Below are 18,447 nucleotides of genomic sequence, written 5' to 3' on the forward strand. Positions count from 1 at the left end.
AACGAAGTTGAATGCAAATGTCAGATCGTATGCGCCTGTTAGGGCGCGGCTGGTAACAGAGCCTTACAGGCGCATTTGAAAAACCTCCGGCTATGCCGGAGGATATTTATTATTGCGTAACCAGACGGCGTAATCGCGACACATCCACCGTTTTTTCTGCCTCTGCCAGACTCCAGGCGTTTTGCAGATTCAGCCACATTTGCGGCGAACTGCCGATCACCACGGAAAGTTTAATCGCCATTTCTGGTGTCAAAGCTGCTTTTCCGGTCAGCAATCGGCTTGCCGTTGAGGGCGCAATTTCCATTGCTCTGGCAAACTCGCGCAGGCTGACATTAAGTTCGTCCAGTGATTCCTGAATAATGTCCCCCGGGCGGGGATGATTGGCCATTTTCATTAGTGTCTTTACTCTCAGTAGCGTTCCTTCCTACGCAACAATAATCCATTTAGCCATTTCATGTTGGAGAGTGTGCGATGCTGCGACCCGAACATGGCAGTCGCAGCAAAGGCCTCTTAGCGGCGGAAATCAATCACCATACGGCCACGGATTTTGCCTTCTTCCATCTCGGTAAAGATGGTGTTGATGTCCGCTAACGGACGCAGGGCGACTTTCGGCACCACTTTGCCTTCGGCGGCAAACTGGAAGGCTTCGGTTAGATCCTGGCGCGTGCCGACCAGAGAACCGACCACTTCAATGCCATCCAGCACAAGGCGTGGGATATCCAGGCTCATAGACTCCGGCGGCAGACCGACTGCCACAACACGCCCACCTGCACGGACAGCATCAACTGCCGAGTTAAACGCAGCTTTAGCTACCGCTGTTACCACCGCAGCGTGAGCGCCACTAGTTTTCTCCTGCACAATTTTGGCGGCGTCTTCGCTGCGTGAGTTAATCGCTAAATCTGCGCCCATTTCGGTTGCCAGTTTTAACTGCTCATCATTGACATCAATGGCGATCACTTTGGCGTTAAAGACATTCTTCGCGTATTGCAGGGCGAGGTTACCCAGACCGCCAAGACCGTAGATAGCAATCCACTGCCCTGGACGAATTTTTGACAGCTTAACGGCTTTGTAGGTGGTGACCCCCGCACAGGTAATGCTGCTGGCCGCCGCCGAGTCCAGACCATCTGGCACTTTTACCGCGTAATCGGCGACCACGATGCACTCTTCCGCCATCCCTCCATCAACGCTGTATCCGGCATTTTTAACTGAACGGCAGAGCGTTTCGTTACCACTGTTACAGTATTCGCAATGACCGCATCCTTCGTAAAACCACGCCACGCTGGCACGATCGCCTGGTTTTAATGAGGTGACACCTGGGCCAACTTCTGCCACCACACCGATGCCTTCATGGCCCAGAATTACGCCGGTTTTGTCACCAAAATCGCCATTCTTCACATGAAGATCGGTATGACATACACCACAACACTCCATTTTCAGCAGGGCTTCGCCATGTTTCAGTGAGCGCAGTGTTTTATCCGTAACGTCAACATGATGATCCTTCGTAACAACTGCAGCCTTCATAGTTCCTCCTTTTCGGATGATGTTCTGCATAGCAGGTGAGGCAAATGAGATTTATTCGCCACTACCCAGTATGGATGAGATCTGAAAAAGGGAGAGGGAAATTGCCCGGTAGCCTTGACTACCGGGCGCAGGCTTAGATGGAGGTACGGCGGTAGTCGCGGTATTCGGCTTGCCAGAAATTATCATCAATGGCCTGTTGCAGAGCTTCGGCGGAGGTTTTCACCGCCACGCCTTGCTGCTGCGCCATTTTGCCAACCGCAAAGGCAATTGCGCGGGAGACTTTCTGAATATCTTTCAGTTCCGGCAGTACCAGACCTTCGCCGTTCAGCACCAGTGGCGAATACTGAGCAAGCGTTTCACTTGCCGACATCAGCATCTCATCGGTGATACGTGACGCGCCGGAAGCAATAACGCCCAGCCCGATGCCCGGGAAAATAAAGGCGTTGTTACACTGGGCGATAGGGTAGATTTTATCTTTCCATACCACTGGGTTAAACGGACTGCCAGTGGCGACCAGCGCGTTACCTTCAGTCCAGGCGATAATGTCCTGCGGTGTGGCTTCCACGCGTGAAGTCGGGTTAGACAACGGCATCACGATCGGACGCGGACAGTGTTTATGCATCTCACGGATGATCTCTTCCGTAAACAGCCCGGTCTGTCCTGAGACGCCAATCAGAATATCTGGTTTTACATTACGCACCACATCCAGCAGTGACAGCACATCGCTGTCGGTATCCCAGTCACTGAGGTTTTCGCGTTTCTGCACCAGTTTGGTCTGGAAAGGCAGCAGGTTCGGCATCTTGTCGGTCAGCAGGCCAAAGCGATCGACCATAAAGACTTTCTGCCGCGCCGTTTCCTCGCTTAATCCTTCGCGCTGAGTCTGGGCAATGATCATTTCGGCAATGCCGCATCCCGCTGAACCTGCGCCAAGGAAGACGATTTTTTTCTCGCTTAACTGACCACCTGCCGCGCGGCTGGCTGCGATCAGTGTGCCGACCGTTACCGCCGCGGTGCCCTGAATGTCATCGTTAAAAGAACAAATTTCATTGCGATAGCGGTTAAGTAACGGCATCGCATTTTTTTGTGCGAAGTCTTCAAACTGCAACAGTACGTCCGGCCAGCGTTGTTTCACAGCCTGGATAAATTCATCAACGAATTCATAGTATTCGTCGTCAGTGATACGCGGATTACGCCAGCCCATATACAGCGGATCGTTAAGCAGCTGTTGGTTATTCGTCCCGACATCCAGCACCACCGGAAGGGTATACGCTGGGCTGATGCCGCCACAAGCGGTATAGAGCGACAGTTTACCGATCGGAATGCCCATCCCGCCGATGCCCTGGTCACCAAGCCCCAGAATACGTTCGCCGTCAGTCACCACAATCACTTTAATATTATGGTTCGGCACGTTTTGCAGAATATCGTCCATATTGTGGCGGTTCTGGTAAGAGATAAACACGCCGCGTGAACGGCGGTAGATCTCAGAAAAACGCTCACAGGCTGCGCCAACGGTTGGGGTATAAATAACAGGCATCATCTCATCAAGATGATTGTTTACCAGACGGTAGAAGAGGGTTTCGTTAGTGTCCTGGATGTTACGCAGGTAGATGTGTTTGTCGATTTCGGTTTTGAATCCCTGATACTGGATCCATGCTCGTTCCGCTTGCTCTTCGATGGTTTCGACCACTTCCGGCAGTAACCCCAGCAGGTTGAAGTTACGGCGTTCTTCCATGCTGAAGGCACTGCCTTTATTCAACAACGGAAATTCCAGCAGTACAGGGCCAGCGTAAGGAATATAAAGCGAACGCTGTTTTTTTGTTTTTGGTTCCATGTCACTCACTCTTTTTTGAATATCCAACCCTGGCACGCTTTTATCGTCTTTGCTTTACCGCCAGGGCGTCGGCCCCAAGTATAAAGCAGATAAAAACAAAAACACCATTGCGCAGGCAATGGTGTTTAATCGTCATTGAGGACTGATGGTTATGAATTACTTTTCAGCGGGGCGTTTTCTGCCGGTTGGGTTATTTACCACGCTGGATTTGTCACCTTCGGTAACTATTTTGCGCTGGTTAGAAATTTTATGGTCCAGTCCAAGAATATGACGTGCCTGACGGTTCGATTTCATTTTAACTCCTCAATCCTGTTGCTAGTTTTAAGGACAACATCGCCGTAGCGAAGAAACACGTGCTAAACCCCTAAATTAGGTTGCCGATCAAGCATAGCACCTTAAAGCGTAGGGTGCTGGCCACTGACCACATAATTGATCGTTTGCTGGTAGATATCACTGAGGATGTCGTTATCAGAAGCTTCCACCCATTTGGTCAGCTCCATGAGAATGTCATCTTCAGTGACAACACCGTGCTCTGCCCGAAGGCCTTGCTCAATGGCATTAACCAGAGCGGGTTCTGCTGTTGAATTTTCTGCCTGATAATAAGTAAACATAGCGATTCTCCGTGTCTGTGTATTTTTGGTGTCTGCTACGGATCGCAGATTTATAAAGCACATTCAGCATGGCAAATATTTGCCGCTTCGTTGTTAAGATTAGTCCTGGTTGATAATTTTTATATTATAACACCATGATATTCATAGGGATTGTAATTGGGGCGATCCGATTAATATTGATACAATATCTTTTGGATTATATATTCCCCGTTATCTATTGTGGGAATTTAATTTAAGTACAGAGATAATGTTTTCGCCGGATTTTATTCGGAATATCCTGCTTATCCTCGTGCGGTTTCTCACGTAGTCTATAATTTCCTTTTTAAGCCCACAGGAGAGCAACAATGACAATCCATAAGAAAGGTCAGGCACACTGGGAAGGCGATATCAAACGCGGGAAGGGAACTGTATCCACCGAGAGCGGCGTGCTGAACCAACAGCCGTATGGATTTAACACGCGTTTTGAAGGCGAAAAAGGAACCAACCCTGAAGAACTGATTGGCGCAGCGCATGCCGCATGTTTCTCAATGGCGCTTTCATTAATGCTGGGGGAAGCGGGATTCACGCCAACATCGATTGATACCACCGCCGATGTGTCGCTGGATAAAGTGGATGCAGGTTTTGCGATTACTAAAATCGCACTGAAGAGCGAAGTTGCGGTGCCGGGTATTGATGCCTCTACTTTTGACGGCATTATCCAGAAAGCAAAAGCAGGATGCCCGGTTTCTCAGGTACTGAAAGCTGAAATTACGCTTGATTACCAGTTGAAATCGTAAAGCGTTGCCGGATGACGCGTCAGGCGTGTGATTGCCTGATGCGTTGTTAGCGTCTCTACAGCGCCCGCCAGCACCGGATCTCACGTCCGTCCTCCCTTATTGTTAATGATTGCCGGACTTCACATCCGTGGGTTGCCAGAGGGCAGCGTTCGCGGAAAAAACAGCCTTGTGGCAACGTGCGGTTTCCTGGTAGATCCGTTTTACGTAATGCCCATTCTTCCTCCAGCGGTTTATTAATGGCGGGGAGGGAATCCAGCAATAATCGGGTGTATGGATGTGCCGGAGCTGTCAGCACCTGTTGCACGTCTCCTAGTTCCACAATCTGTCCGAGATACATCACCGCCACCCGATCGCTCATATGACGTATCACCGAAACATTGTGTGAAATCAGCACATAAGTCAGCTCGCGATTTTCCTGTAGCGTTACCAGTAAATTGAGGATCTGCGCCTGCACGGAGATATCCAGCGCCGAGGTTGGTTCATCAAGCACAATCACGTCAGGCTGCGAAGAGAGTGCTCTGGCAATGGCGATACGTTGCCGCTGCCCGCCTGAGAACGCATGAGGCAAGCGGTCGAGATACTCCGGACGAATACCCACCTGCACAGCCAGCTCCTCTGCCAACGCTCGCCGCTGTTGTTCACTACTACGCTTAGCTATCCAGAGCGGTTCTGTGATGATGCGCCACACCGGTAAGCGCGGATTGAGCGAAGAGAGCGGGTCCTGAAACACCATCTGCATAATGCGTTGTGAGCCTGAACGGATGTACTGCCCGTGGCTAGGTTGCAGCATACCCATTAAAAGCTGTGCGAGGGTGCTTTTGCCGCAGCCTGACTCACCGACGATCCCTAAGGTTTCACCACGACGGATCTGTAAATCAATACCATTGATGGCATGAACATGTTCCGTAGTTTTACCAAGCCAGTTTTTTCGGGCAGGGAAATTGATATGGACGTCGCGTAACGTTAATAACGTGTCAGACACTAATGACCTCCTGCTGAGGATACCAACAGGCGCAGCGGTGGTTGTTGTCACCACACGCTGTTAGCGCCGGGACGTTTTCACACTGTGCACCTGCCGCATAGCAACGATCGCGAAAAGCGCAGCCGTCAGGCAAATGGGTGAGGTTTGGTACCGTCCCTGGAATGGCGGGTAATGGCTGGCGTGGTACTCCATGTTCTGGTGCGCATTGCAGCAAACCAATGGTATACGGATGCCGGGGATGATGGATAACGTCTGCCGTCACGCCGCTTTCAATTACGCTTCCGGCATACATCACGTAAACGCTATCGCACAGTTGCGACACCACGGCCATATCATGGCTGATGAACAGTACCGCAGTTCCACTGGCGCGGGCTTTATGTTTAAGCAGACGCAGTACCTGCAATTGTACCGTGACGTCCAGCGCCGTAGTCGGTTCGTCGGCAATAATCAATTGCGGCTCGCAGGAGAATGCCAGCGCAATCATTACCCGCTGGCGCATACCACCTGAAAGCTCAAACGGATAGCGCGACATAACTTCCACGGCATCCGGGATTTGCATCTCTTCCAGCAGGGCAATCGCTTTAGCTCTGGCTTCCCGACGACTTATTGGTTGATGATGGCGGATCACGTCCATCATCTGAAGACCTATTCGACGTGTCGGATTAAGGGCGGTCATCGGTTCCTGAAAGATCATCGCCACTCGTGCGCCGCGCCACTGACGAAGCTGTTTTTCCCGAGCGTTAAGAACATCGTCTCCCAGCAGTGAAATCTGCCCCCGATGTACGCAATAACTGCCCGTCGGTAGCAGACGCATAATCAGCATTGCGGTGACTGATTTACCTGAGCCGGATTCTCCCACCAGACCGACAATTTCACCGCGGTTAATCTGCAAGGACACATTGTTGAGCGCGTGAACATCACCGTTAAAACCGGGGAAACTCAAATGCAGCTGTTGAATGTCCAGAACGGGTTGGGTCATGACTGCTTTCCTCCTGCTTTCGGGTCAAGCAGATCGCGAATACCATCACCAAAGAGATTAAACCCGACGGCGGTAAGCAAAATCGCTGCCCCCGGAAATGCGCAATACCACCACTGATCGAGTACATAGTTGCGACCATTCGCTACCATCGCGCCCCATTCAGCACTCGGTTGTTGAGCACCCAGGCCAATAAATCCCAACGTGGCGGCCATTAAAATCGCGCTACCGATATCCAGCGATGCCTGCACAATCAGCGGCGGCAGGGAGTTACGTAAAATATGCCAGTTGATCAGATGCCAACGCGACGCACCAAAAGTTTTCGCCGCCTGAACATAGGTATACTGGCGAACAACTAATGTTTGCCCCCGCGCCAGGCGCACATAAAAGGGAATTCGCACAATAGCAATCGCCAGCATGGCGTTAAACAAACTCGGCCCGAGAGCGGCTGCCAGTGCCATTGTCAGCACCAGCGAAGGAATCGACAGCATAATGTCCATGATGCGCATGATAATCGCGTCTGCGCGTCCGCCAAGCACACCGGATAGACACCCGAGTAGCGACCCCATCATACCTGCAATGGCGACCACCACTAATCCGGCGAGAATTGATTGCTGACTGCCGACCAGTACGCGGCTAAACAGATCGCGTCCCACTTCATCGGTGCCAAACCAGTGCGCCGCAGAAGGCGGCAAAAGGCGGGCGGTTAAATCAATGGCGTTGGGATCATGCGTCGCCAGCCACGGTGAAAAAATCATCATCAGTAGCATTAATACAATGATGACTGCGCCGGTCACGGTAAGCGGGCTGCCTTTCAGCATCCATACCAGTTTTGCACCGTTAAATCGCGTTTGTTTTGGTGGGCGCACGGCTGACGTTTCCTCGCTTAGCATCATTCACCACCTCCACGTCCGATACGCGGATCAATCCACAAATAGAGCAAATCCACCACCAGGTTCACCAGCACATAAGCAAACGAAACCACGACGGCAAAGCCCATCACTGCCGGGAAGTCGAGCGCCTGTATTGATGTTACTACCCATGCACCCATTCCGGGCCAGGCAAAAACGGTTTCGGTGAGCACTGCGCCATACAACAAATCGCCCAGCGCCAGCCCCAATACGGTAATCGAGGGGATCAACGCATTGGGTAGCGCATAACATAAAACGATATACCAGCCGGGCAAGCCGCTGGCCCGGGCGGTACGAATGTAATCTTCACTCAATTGTTCCAGCATAGCTGAGCGGATCTGGCGAGCGACAATTCCCAGGTGAACGAACGCCAGCGTTAATGCCGGTAAGATGAGATGTTGCAGCGCATTGAAGAAGACTTCACCGTTGCCTTCAAGCAGCGCATCGAGCAGATAAAAGCCGGTAACGTGCGTAGGTGGATCCAGCCAGTCATCAAGCCTTCCGCCGCCGGGAAGAATTTGCAGATGACCATAAAACAGCACAATGACGCCCAGCCCAAGCCAGAACGCAGGTGTGGAGATTCCGGTAATGGCCATTATTCGCACCAGATGATCCAGCCAGCGATTTCGCCAGACTGCAGAGAGTATGCCCAGCGGGATGCCAATCAGGAGTGCCAGCAGCAGGGCACAAAAAGCCAGTTCCAGCGTCGCCGGGAAAAATATGCGCAACTCTTCCAGCACCGGACGCCCGGTACGAATGGATGTTCCCAGGTCACCCTGAAACAGGTCGCTGACGTAGCGGTAAAACTGTACGTACAGTGGCTGGTCCAGTCCCAGTTGCTGGCGAATATTATCCACGATAGCATCGCTGGCGCGGTCACCCGCCAGTAACCGCGCCGGATCGCCGGGGATCAGGTGCGAGATAATAAACGTTATCACACAGACGCCCGCCACCACGAGCACCAGCCCCCAGCAGCGTTGGCGTAAAATACTCCAGAAGGTCACGTTATTTACTCATGGTATTGATATTGAAGACCTGTTCCAGCATGGGATTGAACACAAAGCCTTTCACCTCTTTGTTCATCGCCAGTTGGTAGTTTTTCTGGAACAGGTACACATAAGCAGCGTCATCAATGACGATTTTCTGTGCCTGCTGGTAGTCCCGGGTACGCTGCGTCTGGTCGGTGGTCGCTAGCGCATTGCGCAGTAGCTTATCGACCTCACTGTTTTCATAGAACGAGCGGTTACCCGGCAGACCTTTTTTGTCGGACTCAAACCAGTAATTCATAAACATATACGGGTCGGCAAAATCCGGGCTCCAGTTGCCAATCGCAATGTCGTAATCACCTTTACCCACTCTGTCGCGCATGGTGGCGTTCGCCAGCTTTTCCAGCTTCACGTTGATGCCCAGCTTGTTGAGACTGGATTGTGTCGCCAGAGCAATAGGCTCCCAGTTCGGATCATTATCAGAATAGAGAAACGTCAGGCTGGTGGGTTTGCTCGTCACTTTATCCCATTCGGCTTTGGCTTTCGTTTCGTCATGGTTGTATTGCATTGCCGTCGCATCGTATCCCCACATGCCTTCCGGAATCGGGCCGCGCATTTGTTTTCCGTTACCACTCAGAATGCCGTTAACCATACCCTGATAATCGGTAGACCAGGAAATGGCCCGACGCAGATCCGCCTGATTAAGTGGCGCTTTGCTGTTATTCAGATACAGATAGGTGACGCGCAGTGACGGATACTCTGCCACATTGACTTTGTTTTCCTGCTTCAGTGCGTTGAGTTGATCCACCGGCAGCGCATCGGCAATGTCAATGTCGCCACGGGAGAGTTGCAGGCGACGGGAGGCACTTTCACCGATAATTTTTACCGATACCCGTTTGAAATTCGGTTTATTGCCGGGGTAATGCGGATTTGGCACCAGAACTAATTGCTGACCTTTTTGCCAGCTTTTCAGCATAAACGGTCCGGAGCCAGCGGTATTTTGCGCGAGGAAACCACGGGCATCATCCGCCGCATGCTCCTTTAAGACCGCCGGATTGATAATGGATGCACCGTCATTCGCCAGCGTGTAGAGGAACGGTGCGAATGGCTGGCTAAGGGTAAACCTCACTGTATGTTCGTCGGGAGCATCAATCTTTAAATCTTTGGGAAATGCTTCTGCTGGCCCCTGGCCGATTTTTAGTAACCGCTCAAAAGAGAGTTTTACTGCTTCGGCAGTGACAGGTGTGCCATCGGCAAATTTAGCATTGTCCTTCAGGGTGAACGTCCACTCTTTTTGATCGTCAGACGCTTTCCAGCTACTCGCCAGATCGCCTTCAACGTCGGTTGAGCCTTTATCACCGTCCGTTTTGTACTGAACCAGTCGCTGATAAGACGGGTAGGTCACTGTCCAGTCGTTATTATCAATTGTCACCGCTGGGTCGAGGGTTTGTGGGTCGGCAGCTTTACCGATCACCAGCATATCTTTCGGTACGGCGGCGTGCGCAACCGGCATTGTTGTGGCAAGGACGATCGCGAGCAATGTAGGACGAAACGAAATCGATCTCTTCATGACAGTTTCCTGATTAACTGGCGTGCTGTGTGCCAGGGGATATAAAACAGGTGAATTGATCAGCGAGAAGTGGGTAACTCGCTGCCTGGGGTAATTCGAAGTGCCACCATTCGCTCGGGATACCGACAAAACCGCCACCAGTCATAATCGCATTCAGCAACAGGCGATTGCGCTGAGCGGCTGGCGGGACGGAAGGGTGATAAGCATGGGAACGTTCGTGCATTTCATCGAACTCTGCCCCCATATCCAGGATGTTCCCGTGCTCATCACGAAGCGTCAGGTCGATCGCCGTGCCACGGCTGTGATTAGAACCGACCGCCACATCAACAACATATTGCGGGTCTGGGCAGGCTTGCCACAACATCGCCTGTGCTTGTTGTGGGCGATACGCATCGTAAATCACCAGTTGTAAGCCTGACAGCTGGGCGATACTGATACTTTTCGCCAGCGCAGTAATCGCATCCTTGTGTAACAGACAACGCGCTTGCTGATAAATAGCTTTGCCTGTGATGTTATCAGCGCAGGCGTATTTCAGTTCGATCTCCAGATCAGGGAAGATCACGGCTAAATCAACCAGTACGGTGGTATCCGACATAAACGGTTCCTGTATAAGACAAAAATTGCTGCGCTTTCCGCTTATGCAGATCTCATGCCATGCCGGGATAAGCGCCAGAATGCTGGCTTAAAGTTATATTTTTTAACTTTTGATCAACATTTGTGCAGCGTAGTGCAGTTTTGGTGCAAGAGGGGAAGTTAAGGAAGGAATCTCCCGGAATCGTAGCTGAAATCACAGTATTTAAGTGACAGTGTCACGTTAAAGGAAAACCCGCGAGTGCGGGCGAGAGGAATTTGTCAGATTTTCAGCGGTAACACGCTGCTCATCCAGCCTGGAATTTCTTCGGCGGGTAGGGGGCGGGAAAAGAAATATCCCTGAATAACGCGACAGTGGATCTTGCGTAGCATCTCAAATTGCTCTTTGGTTTCGACGCCTTCCGCCACGACGGTTAAATTAAGGCTTTGCCCAATGCTGGTAATGGCTTCAAGTAAGGCAAGGATGCGTTTTTCGGTCAGACAACGATCGACAAAACTTTTGTCAATTTTGATTTCCGTTACCGGAAGACTGACTAAGCGGGATAATCCGGAAAAGCCCGTGCCAAAATCATCTACCGATAAACCCACGCCCATATCGCGCAGGATCTGAATGCGCTTAAAGATTTCGGTATCGTGTTCCATCATCATGCTTTCCGTGATTTCCACCGTCAGCTGGTGGCCGTTGATACCCCAGGCTTGCATTGCATCAGACACCTGATTAGGCAGCTGATTACTGCGAAAGTGCAGCGCCGACAAGTTAACGGAAAGCGCCGGGATATGAATATTCTGGCTACGCCATTCTGCTAACTGACGGCAAGCTTCCGCGATGACCCAGCGCCCAATATTTTCGATTTCACCGATCTCTTCTGCGAGAGGAATAAACCGTGAAGGGGGCACATGACCATGCAGGGGATCGTGCCAGCGAGCAAGGGCTTCGATGCCGTACAGTTCACCCGTTTCTGCGAAGATTTGCGGCTGGTAAACCAGTTTCAGTTGGTTATTGCTAATTGCTTCTTTCAGCGCCGCGCCTAAAACCAAACGCTCTTTTACCATTTCGTTCATCGCCGGGCTGAAGAACTGCCAGCCGTTACCGCCATTTTTGCGAATAAAATCCATTGCATTGTGAGCAGTGGAGAGCAGGTAATCGCGGTTTTTACCCACGTCGTAGCTGATGCCAATGCTCAAGGTGAGCGGGAATGGCTTATCGTCAATCATTATCGGCTTGCTGACCACATTCCGTAGCTCATCGGCGATTTGGGTAATGTTACTGACGTCGTTTTCCAGGCTCACGAGGACAAACTGCGTACCTTCGATACGACAGAGATATTGATCCGGTTTGAGTTTTTCACGAAAGCGATTGACCACTTCCAGCAATGCCTGATCGGCCCACGCATAGCCAAGGCTATCAATCACATCCTGAATATGGTCAACACCAATGAGATAGACCACCGGAGAGACGGCTTTGTCGACCAGGTCATCGAGGTAATTGTGCAGGTTATTGCGATTTGGCAGACCGGTCATCGGATCAAATTGGATGAGTTGTTCAATATGCTGACGGCTTTTTTCCTGTTCCAGCGCCAGCGCGGCCATATGCTGGCTGATATCTGCCACGCGTTCGATAAAGGCGCTGGTTTCTGCTCCTGACGAGGTTTTAATTTGCAGGATCCCCGCCGGCGCACCATCACGCTGACGAATGGTCGCTGACCAGCTTTGCGCATTTTGAACTTCTGCACCGTGCGAAGATGACGCCCAGTGTATCGGCATCCCGTTGCGCAGCGCGAACAGCGAAACATGCGATTCGTTGAGTACAGATTCGATGTTACGACAAATGATTTCCCCCATTTCATGAAATGGCGGGCTGCTGCACATGGCGGCGAGAATATTGCCTTCAAGCTGGCGGATTTGCCGTTCTTCGGTGATATCCGAGAAAGTCATTACCAGGTTCTGCAGATGCGCGAGCACATCATAGACCGGGCTGATAGAGGCTTTAATCCAGATTTTTTCACCGGTGCGCGTCAACAGCAGAAATTCGTCCTGATCGCGGGCGGTTTTCCATAGCAACTGTTGTAAACGAATGCGGTTATCAGCAGGGAATTCTGGAATGTTAAGGAGTGAATCGGGCTGCATACCGCTGGCTTCGCTAATGCAGTAACCAAACATTTCGGTAAATGCGCGATTGCACTGCACAATATGGCGTTCCGGATCGAGGACAATCACCGGTCGGTCGAGATGGTCAACGGCAATAATCAATTGTCGGGTCTGTTCTTTTTGCGCCATTTCTACGCTGGCATCCCGTACCAGCGCCAGGTAATAAATTTTACCCTCGGCGCTCACTTTCGATAGCGCAAAACGGGTCCAGATTTTACTGCCGTCTTTTTTCTCCAGCTGCAGCTCCCGACTCATCCCCTCGACGCGCGCTTTACCGCCTTCACGGTTGTGACGGATGTATTCAGGATGCGCGGGACGCAAATCCCGCGGAATCAGCATATCAATGTTATTGCCAATGACTTCTTCACGTTTGTATCCCCAGAGCTTCTCTGCGGCGGGGTTGAAAAACATTACTTCATCATTTTCGTTAATTAACACCGCGCCCATCATATTTTGCTCAAGGGCGGGGAAAAAAATGCCATCGGCGGCATTATCCGCATCGGTTAGCTTCATGATTACCTCTGCATCCTGGCGCATCTAAAGACTGGCTTTCCAGAGTTCAACACGGTTTCTACCTCGTCTTTTGGCGATATACAGAGCTTCATCGGCTATTTGAATGAGGCGCTCATAGTCAGGATGACCATTAAACATGGCGGCACCGATGGAAAGTGAGAGGGCAATATCTTCGCCGTTCGCGGCTTTCAGTTTGGTTTTCTCTACCCGACTGCGAATACGTTCTGCGGTACGTAACGTTTCGTTTTCAGATGCTTCAGTCAAAACAATGATAAATTCATCGCCCCCGTAGCGGAAAACATAATCACTACTGCGGACGTTGTCATAAAAGGCCTGAGAGACTTTACGCAGAATTTCATCGCCAGTGTTATGGCCCCACGTATCGTTGATCTCTTTGAATTTATCAACGTCAATAATCAGCACTGACAGCGGTGTACCGGTCCGGTTGGCATGGGCAATTTCGCGTTTGAAGATCGTCGGCAGGAAACGGCGGTTAAGTAATTTCGTCAGTACATCCATACCGACTTCGTGGCGCGATACTTCTTCAAACAATTCACGCAACAAGGTAATAATTTGCGATACGGTATTTCTTATCTGTAATAAAAATTTCACCCGTAAACTTCTGTTATTCAAATTCCTGGTGTTACGCATGGTTTGATTGAAAATACCGTCGAAATCCTGAATCAGACGGGAGATATGGCCCACTTCGGCTATGCCGCTAAAATAATGTCGACCTTTATGGTTAAACCACAGGCCAAAATCAGCCTGGCTTAAAGGCAAACTACTGCCTAAATCAGAATCCAGCAGGACTTTATAGATAATATCTATTTCCCATGAAAGTATTGAGGCTATTTGCCGTTCTTTTTCTTCTTCGGCGTTTTCCAGTAACGAGAAGATACGATAGTTTTCATCTTCCTTTGAGGCACTACTGTCACTAAAGGTAAACGCGCGGGTCATCACTTCCATAGCGATATCAATACTGTTAATAGAGAAATGGTAGACCTGAAGTTTTTCTGCGGCGGAATAATCCGAAGAGAAGATGACTGGATAGAGGATTTTTTTCAGCACCCGAAACCCCATCTCGACAATTTCTACCGGAATTCCTATGCGGGCATGCACTTCCGCAACGGTATGCTGGATTTGTATTAGCCTTTCGACATCGTCCACCTGGGCAGAAAGCACGTTAATAATCCAGCGTTCCATCGCACTTTTCAACTGCCGCTCAACTTGTTCATTACTCAAGAATTCTTCGGCATGCGGGTCGATACGGACAATTCGGTAAAACTCAATACTCAGATAATGGGCATGCGCAACGGCAATTTCCGCGGCTTTAGCACGAATGAGCGGATCTGCTTGTTCGACAAGCCCGGTCCACTCATCTTTCATTCTTTTAAAATACATCTCCATAATTCACACCCTTATAAGGCTGGGAAAGCAGACGGAATCAAAACGAAACGCAACGTGCGAGATCGACTAACTGCACCATATTCTCCTGAAATATGAAGATATACTGAAAAGAAATAAGCGACTTAGGACAGTTTCAATCTACGCTACTGTTCTTCAGAAGAGTATAGCCCATCGTAATTATTTTTCGGTGACAGCGAATATCGTATGTTTTTTCATGTTCATACATTTTTATTAGGGGATTTATGACTGTTTAACTAAGTGTGGTTAATTGCGTAGTTAATTTGACTTAAGTAAGCATGATTACTAGTGGGATATTTCAAGAGGGTAGCAAGCCGGTGGGTAAACCACCGGCTTGTCACAAAGTATGAATGGGAGTTTAACTGCCCCAACGACTTTGCAGATAGCTAACCGCTTGTTGAGTCTGCGGTTTATTCAGATAGTCCTCACGGAACAAGATTGTGCCGCTAATTTCTGGCACGGCATCGTTAAGATCGAGCTGTTTTTTCAGTTCCGGTACGCCGCCGTTAATCATCCAGTCTGGCTCTATCTTTGAAGGTTCACCCACTTTATAGAAGGCGATACCGATATACAGGCGGGTCCTGGTCGGTTTAACGACATCTGCCCACCATTTTGCCAAAACGTCATAACGTGCGGCACTCCGTGAGAACGGCCAGTAAATTTGGGGAGCAATGTAATCCAGCAATCCTTGTTCCACCCATCGACGGGTGTCAGCGTAGGATTCGTCATAGGCTGCCGCGCCTCGGGTATCGGAACCGAGCGGATCGTGTGATCGGTTACGCCACACGCCTGCCGGGCTAACGCCAAATTCGACTTCCGGCTTAATGCTTTTAATGGTGTGCGATACCTTCGCAATTAACTGCTGAGTATTGTTGCGCCGCCAGTCTGCTTTTGACGCAAATGCGCCTCCGTATTTGCGGTACGTTTCGTTATCATTTAGCCGTGAAGCTGGTGACTCAGTATAGAAATAGTCGTCAAACTGCACGCCATCTACCGGATAGCGGGAAACCACTTCCGCGACTATTGATGTGATCCAGTCCTGAACTTCAGGGATGCCCGGGTCGAGGACAAAGCGATCGCCGGACGTTCTGATCCAGTCGCGGTGTTGCACATAGACGCTCGCTGGTTGTTGAGACAGAGTGCTATTCAGTTCCCTGATAGTACCGGGCTTCGTATTAACCGATACGCGATAGGGGTTAAACCAGGCGTGTACTTTCATCCCACGCTTGTGGGCTTCGTCGAGCATAAATTGCAGCGGATCGTAACCTGGATTTTCACCAATCTTTCCGGTCATAAGATCGGACCACGGCAAAATTTTTGATGGCCACAGGGCGGTACCGTCCGGCTTGACCTGGAAAAAGACCGTGTTTATGCCGAGACGTTGCAGATGATCCAGTTTGTCGATCATCGCCTGTTGTTGTACACGGGCCCGGCTGGTGGGGTTACTAATGTTAACCGAGGAAACCGGTGGCCAGTCGAGGCGAGACACCGTAGCCAGCCAGATGCCACGCATCGGTTGTGACGATTGTTGCGTCGTGGCTGGTGGCTTTGAACCCGCTGGTGGTGTCACCATGGACTCTGGAGGCGTGCTTTTACAACTACACAGTAAAAGTGCCAGTGCAACCAGTATCGCTGGTCTTCTAATCGCTAATTTCTCGTTTCGGGAGCAGATATCCATATGTGCTGGTTTCCGGTAAACAGATGTGCGCTCATTCTCGTACTTATCCCGGTTAAGTCAATACGACAGCAAGCACGAAAAAGGGAGCGATGAATTATCGCTCCCTTATCTTATAACCATTCAGACATGGTTAGTGTTTCTTGTCATTCATCACAATATAGTGTGGTGAACGTGCACGCGGGTGCAGGAAGAAGTGACCTTTTGGTGCGTTCTGACTGTTGATTGGCTCCAGAGTGACGCCGGTATTCCCTTTGCCTTTACGATCATGAACAGCATAGAGAATAAAGGGCAGGGCAAGTACCACCAGGAAACTCACGACCAGTAATTCAACATACATATCGGTAGAGTCACCCTGGATGTTATCCGGCGGCAGGAAGGAAACAATAAACGCCATAATTGAAGTCAGCAGACCGACAACAGCCACGACCAGTTTCACCCCTTTACCACCAGGGATATTAAATGTGCGTTTTAAGTCAGGATGTTTAAGAACCAACACAATGTAGCCAATAAACAGCATGAAATAAGCACACAGATAAATCACCACCGTCAGCGCCAGTGCGATCAGGAAGGACATGTTGTTACCGCCACCGGTATTGGTGAGGATGATCAACGCGATAGAAGTAATCACCAGCTGCGAAATGACCAGCGTTACCGGTACGCCATTTTTGTTCATTTTAGCGAATGCTGCTGGCAGCAGGTTTTTCTGCGCTGTGACATACATCCCGCGAGAAGGACCAACAATCCAGGAAGCGATTTCCGCCAGAACACCCAGCAACAGCAGTGCGGAGATCACGCGAACCGTCCACTCAATTTCCGGTGCCACATGGGACATCAGAACGGTAAAGGTTTGCATTACCCCTGCGGAGAGGTTGATTTCATTACCCGGAATGACCATCGCAATAGACAAACCGCCAACAGAGCTTAAGCAGATTGCCGCCACCATCAGCAATAACATAGCCAACGGATAGTCGCGCCCTGGGTTGCTCATTTCATTGACGTGGGTTGCAGATGCTTCTACCCCCATATAACTCAAAATGAAGGCAACAAATACAACCAGGGTGCCCACTTTAGAGAAGTCAGGGAAGAAGGTCTTCGAATCCATTTCGATAGCAACGGGGGCACCGGAGTGCAGATAAATAGCCGCTAATGCGATCAAAATAAATGCAGGTAACAGGATACCGGCGAAGAAGCCAACTTTAGCAATTCGCGCCGTGTATTTCGTGCCACCAAACTGCGTTAATGCCAGCGCCCAAAGAATGATGAGTGCTGCAATAGTTTTGGTAATGGGGTCTTCATTCAGCGCTGGCCATTTCAGGATGTAGGAGAGTGCCCCTAACACGAAATAGAGCATCGGAATAAAACCAATGGCGATTTGCAGATAGCCAAATGAGATCGCTGCAAATCCCCATCTCGGCCCCAGAGTATTTGATACCCAGGCGAAGACACCACCTTCTTCCCAGCCGTCGACGGTAGCCATTTCCGCAGCACAAAGTCCCACGGGAATAAACCATAAAATCCCGCCTAATAGCAGGAAGAAGACTAATGAAAAGCCCGATGTTGCGAAGGTAGGGTATTCATAAACAGCCATTACCATCGATGCCGTTATGGCAAAAAATCCGAGTAATGTGAGCTGCTTAGCTTTACCTGTCTGTACTGATGTAGCCATATTATCCCCCTAAAACGGTATTCCTGTCGGAACCGCACCTGTTTTGTTCTGAAACGTATTCAGAACAATATTTTCCGTTGCTAATGCCAGTGAACAGACTTTGGAAATTGTCCCGAAACGGGTGTGTTTCGGGACACCGTTACCGTTAAACGTTATCAGGTATGTTTAAAGCTGTTCTGCTGGGCAATACCCTGCAGTTTCGGGTGGTCGCTGAGATATTTCAGGGAGGCTTTGTAGTCTTCCAGCAACAGTTCAGCAAAGT

Annotated in this window: 17 protein-coding genes; 1 reads left to right on the plus strand and 16 read right to left on the minus strand. The window is 50.2% G+C overall.

Features of this window, described 5'->3' with window-relative positions:
- Nucleotides 1–109: 109 nt before the first annotated feature.
- The 5 genes from ACJHYD_RS24105 to bdm form a co-directional block, all read right to left on the minus strand.
- A complete protein-coding gene (locus ACJHYD_RS24105) occupies nucleotides 110–394 on the minus strand; it encodes a HigA family addiction module antitoxin (protein WP_000781370.1) in 285 nt (94 codons plus the stop codon).
- 116 nt (nucleotides 395–510) lie between these two features.
- Nucleotides 511–1,521 carry an alcohol dehydrogenase AdhP gene (gene adhP / locus ACJHYD_RS24110; protein ID WP_001551108.1) on the minus strand — a complete coding sequence of 337 codons (1,011 nt, stop codon included), beginning with the start codon at nucleotides 1,519–1,521 and terminating at the stop codon, nucleotides 511–513.
- Nucleotides 1,522–1,654: 133 nt separating this feature from the next.
- The gene (maeA, locus tag ACJHYD_RS24115) at nucleotides 1,655–3,352 is read right to left on the minus strand and encodes a malate dehydrogenase (protein ID WP_000433471.1); all 1,698 of its coding nucleotides are present in this window, start codon (nucleotides 3,350–3,352) and stop codon (nucleotides 1,655–1,657) included.
- Between the two features lie 156 nt (nucleotides 3,353–3,508).
- On the minus strand, nucleotides 3,509–3,646 hold the full coding sequence (gene sra, locus ACJHYD_RS24120; RefSeq protein WP_000841554.1) for a stationary-phase-induced ribosome-associated protein: 138 nt from the start codon (nucleotides 3,644–3,646) through the stop codon (nucleotides 3,509–3,511).
- 101 nt (nucleotides 3,647–3,747) lie between these two features.
- Nucleotides 3,748–3,963 carry a biofilm-dependent modulation protein gene (gene bdm, locus ACJHYD_RS24125; RefSeq protein WP_000495766.1) on the minus strand — a complete coding sequence of 72 codons (216 nt, stop codon included), beginning with the start codon at nucleotides 3,961–3,963 and terminating at the stop codon, nucleotides 3,748–3,750.
- Nucleotides 3,964–4,307: 344 nt separating this feature from the next.
- Here bdm and osmC point away from each other — a divergent pair, with 344 nt between their 5' ends.
- Nucleotides 4,308–4,739 (plus strand): peroxiredoxin OsmC, encoded by a 432-nt coding sequence (gene osmC / locus ACJHYD_RS24130; protein ID WP_000152305.1) that lies wholly within the window; start codon nucleotides 4,308–4,310, stop codon nucleotides 4,737–4,739.
- A gap of 55 nt (nucleotides 4,740–4,794) precedes the next feature.
- On the opposite strand, the gene ACJHYD_RS24135 is transcribed toward osmC, so the two are convergent.
- From ACJHYD_RS24135 to ACJHYD_RS24185, 11 genes are all read right to left on the minus strand, one after another.
- Nucleotides 4,795–5,721, minus strand: coding sequence for an ABC transporter ATP-binding protein (locus ACJHYD_RS24135; protein WP_001551109.1), 927 nt, complete (start codon nucleotides 5,719–5,721; stop codon nucleotides 4,795–4,797).
- Nucleotides 5,714–6,700 carry an ABC transporter ATP-binding protein gene (locus tag ACJHYD_RS24140; protein ID WP_001551110.1) on the minus strand — a complete coding sequence of 329 codons (987 nt, stop codon included), beginning with the start codon at nucleotides 6,698–6,700 and terminating at the stop codon, nucleotides 5,714–5,716. Before ACJHYD_RS24140 ends, ACJHYD_RS24135 begins: the two co-directional genes overlap by 8 nt.
- Nucleotides 6,697–7,593 carry a D,D-dipeptide ABC transporter permease gene (gene ddpC, locus ACJHYD_RS24145; protein ID WP_000979593.1) on the minus strand — a complete coding sequence of 299 codons (897 nt, stop codon included), beginning with the start codon at nucleotides 7,591–7,593 and terminating at the stop codon, nucleotides 6,697–6,699. The genes ACJHYD_RS24140 and ddpC overlap by 4 nt, the downstream gene beginning before the upstream one ends.
- A complete protein-coding gene (locus ACJHYD_RS24150; protein ID WP_000145091.1) occupies nucleotides 7,590–8,612 on the minus strand; it encodes an ABC transporter permease in 1,023 nt (340 codons plus the stop codon). The genes ddpC and ACJHYD_RS24150 overlap by 4 nt, the downstream gene beginning before the upstream one ends.
- 1 nt (nucleotide 8,613) lies before the next feature.
- Complete coding sequence (locus ACJHYD_RS24155; protein ID WP_000830536.1) at nucleotides 8,614–10,164, minus strand: ABC transporter substrate-binding protein; 1,551 nt, start codon at nucleotides 10,162–10,164, stop codon at nucleotides 8,614–8,616.
- A gap of 13 nt (nucleotides 10,165–10,177) precedes the next feature.
- Complete coding sequence (gene ddpX / locus ACJHYD_RS24160; protein WP_001551111.1) at nucleotides 10,178–10,759, minus strand: D-alanyl-D-alanine dipeptidase; 582 nt, start codon at nucleotides 10,757–10,759, stop codon at nucleotides 10,178–10,180.
- 257 nt (nucleotides 10,760–11,016) lie between these two features.
- Entirely contained in the window at nucleotides 11,017–13,416 is a 2,400-nt protein-coding gene (gene dosP / locus ACJHYD_RS24165; protein WP_001551112.1) for an oxygen-sensing cyclic-di-GMP phosphodiesterase DosP, read from the minus strand.
- Between the two features lie 24 nt (nucleotides 13,417–13,440).
- Entirely contained in the window at nucleotides 13,441–14,823 is a 1,383-nt protein-coding gene (gene dosC / locus ACJHYD_RS24170) for a diguanylate cyclase DosC (protein WP_000426277.1), read from the minus strand.
- 376 nt (nucleotides 14,824–15,199) lie between these two features.
- Nucleotides 15,200–16,519, minus strand: a complete 1,320-nt coding sequence (locus ACJHYD_RS24175) for a family 10 glycosylhydrolase (protein ID WP_000350351.1) — start codon at nucleotides 16,517–16,519, stop codon at nucleotides 15,200–15,202.
- 130 nt (nucleotides 16,520–16,649) lie between these two features.
- Nucleotides 16,650–18,185 carry an acid resistance gamma-aminobutyrate antiporter GadC gene (gene gadC / locus ACJHYD_RS24180; protein WP_000246026.1) on the minus strand — a complete coding sequence of 512 codons (1,536 nt, stop codon included), beginning with the start codon at nucleotides 18,183–18,185 and terminating at the stop codon, nucleotides 16,650–16,652.
- A gap of 155 nt (nucleotides 18,186–18,340) precedes the next feature.
- A partial coding sequence (locus ACJHYD_RS24185; protein WP_000385218.1) for a hypothetical protein occupies nucleotides 18,341–18,447 on the minus strand: 107 nt, incomplete at its 5' end.

The sequence above is a fragment of the Escherichia sp. WS1368 genome (assembly GCF_046487485.1).
In the GTDB taxonomy this organism is placed as follows: Bacteria; Pseudomonadota; Gammaproteobacteria; order Enterobacterales; family Enterobacteriaceae; genus Escherichia; species Escherichia coli.

What these genes read in the sequence shown, in the direction of transcription:
- ACJHYD_RS24105 (WP_000781370.1), bottom strand. Translation starts at nt 394, where the DNA reads ATGAAAATGGCCAATCATCCCCGCCCGGGGGACATTATTCAGGAATCA.
- adhP (WP_001551108.1), bottom strand. Translation starts at nt 1,521, where the DNA reads ATGAAGGCTGCAGTTGTTACGAAGGATCATCATGTTGACGTTACGGAT.
- maeA (WP_000433471.1), bottom strand. Translation starts at nt 3,352, where the DNA reads ATGGAACCAAAAACAAAAAAACAGCGTTCGCTTTATATTCCTTACGCT.
- sra (WP_000841554.1), bottom strand. Translation starts at nt 3,646, where the DNA reads ATGAAATCGAACCGTCAGGCACGTCATATTCTTGGACTGGACCATAAA.
- bdm (WP_000495766.1), bottom strand. Translation starts at nt 3,963, where the DNA reads ATGTTTACTTATTATCAGGCAGAAAATTCAACAGCAGAACCCGCTCTG.
- osmC (WP_000152305.1), top strand. Translation starts at nt 4,308, where the DNA reads ATGACAATCCATAAGAAAGGTCAGGCACACTGGGAAGGCGATATCAAA.
- ACJHYD_RS24140 (WP_001551110.1), bottom strand. Translation starts at nt 6,700, where the DNA reads ATGACCCAACCCGTTCTGGACATTCAACAGCTGCATTTGAGTTTCCCC.
- ddpC (WP_000979593.1), bottom strand. Translation starts at nt 7,593, where the DNA reads ATGATGCTAAGCGAGGAAACGTCAGCCGTGCGCCCACCAAAACAAACG.
- ACJHYD_RS24155 (WP_000830536.1), bottom strand. Translation starts at nt 10,164, where the DNA reads ATGAAGAGATCGATTTCGTTTCGTCCTACATTGCTCGCGATCGTCCTT.
- ddpX (WP_001551111.1), bottom strand. Translation starts at nt 10,759, where the DNA reads ATGTCGGATACCACCGTACTGGTTGATTTAGCCGTGATCTTCCCTGAT.
- dosP (WP_001551112.1), bottom strand. Translation starts at nt 13,416, where the DNA reads ATGAAGCTAACCGATGCGGATAATGCCGCCGATGGCATTTTTTTCCCC.
- dosC (WP_000426277.1), bottom strand. Translation starts at nt 14,823, where the DNA reads ATGGAGATGTATTTTAAAAGAATGAAAGATGAGTGGACCGGGCTTGTC.
- ACJHYD_RS24175 (WP_000350351.1), bottom strand. Translation starts at nt 16,519, where the DNA reads ATGGATATCTGCTCCCGAAACGAGAAATTAGCGATTAGAAGACCAGCG.
- gadC (WP_000246026.1), bottom strand. Translation starts at nt 18,185, where the DNA reads ATGGCTACATCAGTACAGACAGGTAAAGCTAAGCAGCTCACATTACTC.